The following is a 6,376-nucleotide window of genomic DNA, read 5'->3' on the forward strand; positions in this document are numbered from 1 at the left end:
AAGCCCGGTCCGGGCGTGATGGTCCACTCCGACCAGGGCTGCCAGTTCACCAGCAGCGACTGGCAGTCGTTCCTGAAGGCGCACCGGATGGTGCCGAGCATGAGCCGTCGCGGGAACTGCCACGACAACGCCGTGGCCGAGAGCTTCTTCAGCGTCCTGAAGAAGGAGCGGATCAAGCGTCGGATCTACCCGACGAGGGCCACCGCCGCATCGGACGTGTTCGACTACATCGAGATGTTCTACAACCCGATCCGCCGGCATGGTTCCGCTGGCGGCATGTCACCGGTAGAGTTCGAAAGGCGCTACGCGCAGAGCGGCGAATGAGTGTCTACGGAACTCTGGTCGGTCCAATATCGGCTCTCCAACAAGCTCAAAGTACCTGCGCAAGTCCTTGAACTACGTCAGCTCCGAGGTGCTTCGTGAAATGCGTGCTACCTCATTTCCTGCAGGGAGCATCGTGTTCCCGCGTGTCGGAGCGGCTCTCCGTAACAACAACAAGAGAATTCTCGCCGAGGACTGTCTGACTGACGATAACGTCCTTGTCGTCACAGTACGGGATGCGAATGTTTGCGACCCCGAGTATCTCTACTACTGGTTTGATTTCCATGATCTTCAGGACTTCTGCAACTCGGGAACCGTCCCGGTCATCAATGGGCGGAACCTGAAACTTCAAGAGGTACCGCTGCCAGACATTCAACTACAGCGGCGGACAGCTAGCGTGCTCTCTGCTTGGGACACCGCCATCGAAACCACCGAGCGCCTGATCGCGGCGAAGGAGGTGTACATCGGTGCCGTCACGGAGCGTATATATCGCCGAAGCCCCGGTTGGAGTCGATATAGACTCGGCGACTTTCTGCAGGAAACAAAGGTTCTCCACGGTCATGGCGATTATGTGATTGGTTCAGTTGGCAAAAATGGTATCAAGCCCCGTGATGAGGTTTATTCAAAAGATTTGACAAGCAACCACGAGCGGAATCTTTTGGTCAAACCCGGGTGGCTATGCTTCGGCTTGGCGAGTGATTGCATGGCGTTCGGCGTCAACTCGACCAATCAAACGTACAGCGTTAGCCCCGCGTATCGCACATTCCAAATCAATGGAGCGGATCCACGCTTCTTTGAAGGCTACTTGCGCGTATTTAATGGGCGCTTGAGCAAACGGTTCTTGATCACCTCGGCACGCCAAGGAAAGGCCATCGACTTTGAAGGTCTCTTCAACACCGAGTGCTACTTCCCATCCCGAGAGGAACAACAGCAAATTGCTAGCGCCGTTCTCCTCATGCGCGAAGAGCTTGACCATTTACGCCAGTTGCGAGAAGCCCTCAAGCGCCAAAAACGCGGCCTGATGCAAAAGCTGCTGACTGGCAAGTGGCGCATCCAAATGGAAGAAGGAGTTCCGGTATGAGCAGACCCCGTAAGGCCCGGATGGCCATCGCCTATGACTTTGATGGCACGCTTGCCCCCGGCAACATGCAGGAGCACCAGTTCCTGCCCGATATCGGCATCAAGCCGCATGACTTCTGGAAAGAAGTGCATGAGGTCGCACAGGCGCATCAGGCCGATGAGGTGCTGGTTTACATGAACCTGATGCTGCGCAAGGCTGCGGCCGCGAACGTGCCGGTCCGGCGTGAGGATTTCAAGGCCAGGGGCAAGTCCATCGCGCTGTTCGACGGCGTGGAGGAGTGGTTCGGCCGGATCAATGCGTACGCAAAGGCCAAAGGCGTGGACCTCAAGCACTTCCTGATTTCCTCCGGCAATGAGGAGATTTTTGCCGGAACACCCATTGCCAAGGAGTTCGAGGCGGTTTATGCCTCGAAATACCTGTTCGACGTCAACGGCGTCGCGCAATGGCCGGCGCTCGCCATCAACTACACCACCAAGACCCAGTTCCTCTTTCGCATCAACAAGGGCATCACGGACATCAGCGATAACGCCTCCGTCAATAAGTTTATTCCCAAAGACGAGCGGCCGGTACCGTTTGAGCACATGGTCTTCATCGGCGATGGTTCCACGGACATTCCTTGTTTTCGCTTGATCAAGGATCAAGGAGGGCTGTCCGTTGCCGTGTACCCGCCTGGAAGAAAAGGCGCGAAGGACAAGGCGGAAAAATATCGTCAGGATGGCCGGGTCCATGCGGTGGTCTCGGCCACCTATACGGACGGTTCGGAATTGGACAAGCTCATCAAGGCGCGAATCGACTTTGTTGCGAGTCGTCACGCGCTGCAAAGCCTGCTGTGAGGGAGCGCATGGACGGCTTTCGATTCAACGAGAAGTACCTGTCGCAGATCCCTGCCCTGCAGGTCTTGGTCAACCTGGGCTACACCTATCTCACGCCCGAGCAGGCGCTGGCAGCAAGGGGTGGCAAGCCTGGGCAGGTGCTTTTGGAGGAGGTGCTGCGCGAGCGGCTGAAGAAGAACAACCGCATCCAGTACAAGGGGAAGAGCTATCTCTTCTCCGAGGAGAACATCCAGACCGCCATCCAGCGCCTGAAGAACGTCAAGTACGACGGCCTGCTGAAGACCAATGAGGCGATCTATGACTTGCTGACCCTGGGCGTGTCGCTGGAGCAGTCCATCGAGGGGGACAGCAAGAGCTTCACACTCAACTACATCGACTGGAAGAACCCGGCCAACAACGACTACCACGTCACCGCCGAGTTTCCTGTCGAGCGGACGCGCAGCACCGAAACCTGCCGCCCGGACATCGTGCTGTTCGTCAATGGCATCCCCTTTGCGGTGATCGAGTGCAAGTCACCCAAAGTGGAGGTCGGTCAGGCGGTGTCGCAGATGATCCGTAACCAGCGTGAGGAGTATATCCCCAAGCTCTTTACCTACGCGCAACTGCTGATTGGCGTGAACAAGAATGGCGGCCAGTACGCGACGACAGGCACACCAGCCAAGTTCTGGGCGTTGTGGCGCGAACAGTTCGACGATGCGAAGGCGGTGGCATCGGTAGTCAATTTTCCGCTGAAACCCCAGGACAAGGATGCCCTGTTTTCGGGCGACTTCGCCATCGCTCGCACGTTCTTCGATGCGTTGGAACGTGAGGGGGAGCGCCAGATTACCGAGCAGGACAGGACACTTTACAGCCTGTGCCGGCCTGAGCGCCTGCTGGATCTGGCGTTTCGCTTCACGGTGTTCGACGGCGGTATCCGCAAGGTCGCCCGTTATCAGCAGTTCTTTGCCGTCCAGCGTGTGCTCGAACGGGTCAAGCACCGGGACGAGGTGGGGCGGCGCTTGGGCGGCATCATCTGGCACACGCAAGGATCGGGCAAGTCGCTGACGATGGTGATGTTGGCCAGGGCACTGGCGCTGGACCCTGACATTCGAAACCCGCGTATCGTCCTGGTGACGGACCGGGTGGATTTGGACAAACAGCTCGGCAACACCTTCGCCGCCTGCGGCCTGACGCCAGACCGGGCGGACAGCGGGCGCCACTTGCTGGAGCTGGTCTCCGAGAACAAGGCGCACATCGTCACCACGCTCATTCACAAGTTCGACAAGGCGCTGTCGGTCAGGAAGCACGTCGAGGAATCGGCCGATATCTTCATCCTGGTCGATGAGAGCCACCGCACGAACTTCGGCGGCTTTGCCGCGCGCATGCGCCAAATGTTCCCGATGGCCTGCTACCTTGGCTTCACCGGGACGCCGCTGATGAAGAAGGAGAAGAACAACTTCGCCAAGTTCGGCGGCTTGATCGATACCTACGCCATCAATCAGGCCGTCAAGGACGGCGCGGTTGTCCCTCTGCTCTACGAGGCGCGGCATGTGGAGATGGAGCAGAACGAGAAAGCCATCGACACCTGGTTCGAGCGCCACACCCAGGGCCTGACGGACGCGCAGAAGGCGGACTTGAAGAAGAAGTACAGCCGGGCGGAGATGCTCAACAAGGCCGACCAGGTGATCTACATGCGCGCCTTCGACATCAGCGAGCACTTCCGGCAGAACTGGCAGGGAACGGGGTTCAAGGCCCAGCTCGTCGCCCCGAGCAAGGCCGCTGCGCTGACCTACAAGAAGTTCCTCGATGAGATCGGGCACGTGACCAGTGACGTCATCATCTCACCGCCGGACACTCGGGAAGGCAACGAGGAGACCGACGACAGCCCGACCGATGACGTGGTCGCCTTTTGGGAACGGATGATGAAGCGGTATGGCTCCGAGGAGGAGTACAACAAGCAGGTCATCAACCTGTTCAAGCACGGCGACGAGCCGGAGATTCTCATCGTCGTCGACAAGCTGCTGACCGGCTTCGACGCGCCACGAAACACGGTGCTGTACTTGACGCGCAAACTGCGCGAGCACACGCTGCTTCAGGCGATCGCGCGCGTGAACCGGTTGTATGACGACGACGAGGGCAGGCAACCCAAGGAGTTCGGCTACATCATCGACTACGCCGGCATCCTGGGTGAGCTCGATCAGGCGCTGACCACTTATAGCGCACTCGATGGATTTGACGAGGCAGACCTTGCGGGGGCTCTGGTTAGCATCAATGAGGAAGTGGCCAAACTGCCCCAGCGTCACGCCGATCTTTGGGACCTCTTTAAAGAGGTCAAGAACCAGCACGACGAAGAGGCCTACGAGCAGCTGCTGGCTGACGAAAAGCTGCGCGAGTCCTTCTACGAGAGACTGGCGGCCTACGGCAAGACGCTGTCCATTGCGATGTCGTCTGAGCAGTTCATCGCATCGACCTCCGAGAAGAAGCTCCAGTCGTACAAAAACGATCTGAAGCGGTTTACGAACCTGAAGGCGTCAGTCAAGTTGCGGTACGCCGAGTCGGTGGATTACCGCGACTTCGAGCCCAAGATCAAGAAGCTGCTGGACACGCATATTTCGGCAAACGAAGTGGTTCGCCTGAATGAGCCCGTGAACATCTTCGACGAGAAAGCGTTCAAGCAGGTGGTCGAGGATCAAGGTGAAGCTAAGGCTACGGCAGCCAAGGCAGACATGATCGCGCACGCGACCAAGAAGGCCATCAGCGAGCGCTTGGAACAGGACCCCGCGTTCTACGAGAAGTTCTCCAAACTCATTCAGCAGACCATCGACGACTTCCGTGCCAAACGCATCTCCGATCTGGAATACCTGAACAAGGTCAGTGAGATCAAGGATGCGGTTGTCAACCGGCGCAGTGACGATGCCCCGGCGCAGTTGGCCGGTAACGACAATGCCCTTGCTTTGTACGGCGTTATCAAGCCCTATGTCCTCGGCCATGTGAAGGCGGAAGAGACAGCAGCGACGCTTGCTGCCGACTCTGCTGTCGACATCTGGTCGATCATTCAACGCAACAAAAAGGTGGGCTTTTGGGACGACTTGGACGCGCAACGTCGAACGATGAACGAAATCGACGACTACCTGTACGACGAGGTCAAGGACAAGAAGGGTGTCCCTCTGACGACCGGCGAGATGGACGACATCATCGACCGGACGATGCAGCTCGCCAGGCATCGGATGGCGGTATGAGCGACAGAAGCGGCTTGGTCTGCTACGGCGACGAGGTTATCCGCTATGAGATTGTCGAGCGCCCGTCGAGACGAACACTGGGCATCGAGGTGCACCCCGGAGGGCGTGTTCTCGTGCTTGCCCCCAGGGGGTGCGATGACGCAATCATAGACGAGAAGCTTCGCTTGCGGGCAGGGTGGGTCAGTCGTCAGCTGGCAACGTTCTCTCGGTATGAAAGACACACCGCGCCCAGGCAGTATCTCAGCGGTGAATCGCATCGCTACCTTGGACGACAGTACCGCTTGCGCGTCAAGGCAAACGACTCGGACGCCCGTCAGGATCATGTGAAACTGACCCGTGGCGAAATGTGGGTCATCAGCCCGGGAGAACTTCCTCCCGCAAAGGTCAAGGCGCTCCTGCGACGCTGGTATCTTGGTCGAGCCCGTGAGGTGTTCGATGCTGTGCTGACGGATGCCTTTGATACGTTCCAGCGACTTGGGCACGAGAGGCCACGCATCGCAGTACGCGAGATGCGTAGCCGATGGGGAAGCTTGTCTCCTGGTGGGCAGATGACCTTGAACTCACGGTTGGTGCAAGCCCCTCGGCCCTGTGTGGACCGACCAGCTTTTCGTAGACATCCGGACGCCATAATTGATGGCAATGACCGAGGTGTTTATGGGCAACAGCAAGCAGTACACGGATGAGTTCCGGGCCGAAGCGGTGAAGCAGGTGCTGGAGCGCGGCTTTACGGTGGTGGACGTGGCGTCCCGGATCGGGATCCCCAAGCACACGTTGTATGGCTGGGTGCAGGCGGCCAGGAGGACGGCGCCGCTATCCGTGGCCGCCGCAGCGCCGAGCGACTCGGCGGAGATCCGTCGGCTGAAGGCCGAGCTGCGGCGCGTGACCGAGGAGCGCGACATCCTAAAAAAAGCCGCCGCGTACTT

Annotated in this window: 6 protein-coding genes; all 6 read left to right on the forward strand. The window is 58.6% G+C overall.

The features are described 5' to 3' along the window. Nucleotides 1–324 (forward strand): IS3 family transposase (locus G408_RS0108730; RefSeq protein WP_028770779.1); only part of this gene is annotated, 324 nt, incomplete at its 5' end. Nucleotides 325–391: 67 nt separating this feature from the next. Then, on the forward strand, nucleotides 392–1,402 hold the full coding sequence (locus G408_RS15115; protein ID WP_156890113.1) for a restriction endonuclease subunit S: 1,011 nt from the start codon (nucleotides 392–394) through the stop codon (nucleotides 1,400–1,402). A 20-nt stretch (nucleotides 1,403–1,422) separates the two neighbouring features. Next, on the forward strand, nucleotides 1,423–2,235 hold the full coding sequence (locus tag G408_RS0108735; protein ID WP_211226662.1) for an HAD family hydrolase: 813 nt from the start codon (nucleotides 1,423–1,425) through the stop codon (nucleotides 2,233–2,235). Nucleotides 2,236–2,243: 8 nt separating this feature from the next. Then, nucleotides 2,244–5,453 carry a type I restriction endonuclease subunit R gene (locus G408_RS0108740; RefSeq protein ID WP_037412877.1) on the forward strand — a complete coding sequence of 1,070 codons (3,210 nt, stop codon included), beginning with the start codon at nucleotides 2,244–2,246 and terminating at the stop codon, nucleotides 5,451–5,453. Beyond that, nucleotides 5,450–6,136: a M48 family metallopeptidase gene (locus G408_RS15730; protein ID WP_084628155.1), complete on the forward strand. Its 687-nt coding sequence runs from the start codon at nucleotides 5,450–5,452 to the stop codon at nucleotides 6,134–6,136. The genes G408_RS0108740 and G408_RS15730 overlap by 4 nt, the downstream gene beginning before the upstream one ends. Next, nucleotides 6,108–6,376 (forward strand): transposase (locus tag G408_RS0108745; protein WP_245584295.1); only part of this gene is annotated, 269 nt, incomplete at its 3' end. The genes G408_RS15730 and G408_RS0108745, both read left to right, overlap by 29 nt.

Origin of the sequence: Silanimonas lenta DSM 16282 (assembly GCF_000429065.1) — a bacterium.
Lineage (GTDB): Bacteria > Pseudomonadota > Gammaproteobacteria > Xanthomonadales > Xanthomonadaceae > Silanimonas > Silanimonas lenta.

Bases quoted from the DNA above. Each gene is read 5' to 3' on its own strand.
- G408_RS0108740 (WP_037412877.1), top strand. From the start codon at position 2,244: ATGGACGGCTTTCGATTCAACGAGAAGTACCTGTCGCAGATCCCTGCC.
- G408_RS15730 (WP_084628155.1), top strand. From the start codon at position 5,450: ATGAGCGACAGAAGCGGCTTGGTCTGCTACGGCGACGAGGTTATCCGC.
- G408_RS0108735 (WP_211226662.1), top strand. From the start codon at position 1,423: ATGGCCATCGCCTATGACTTTGATGGCACGCTTGCCCCCGGCAACATG.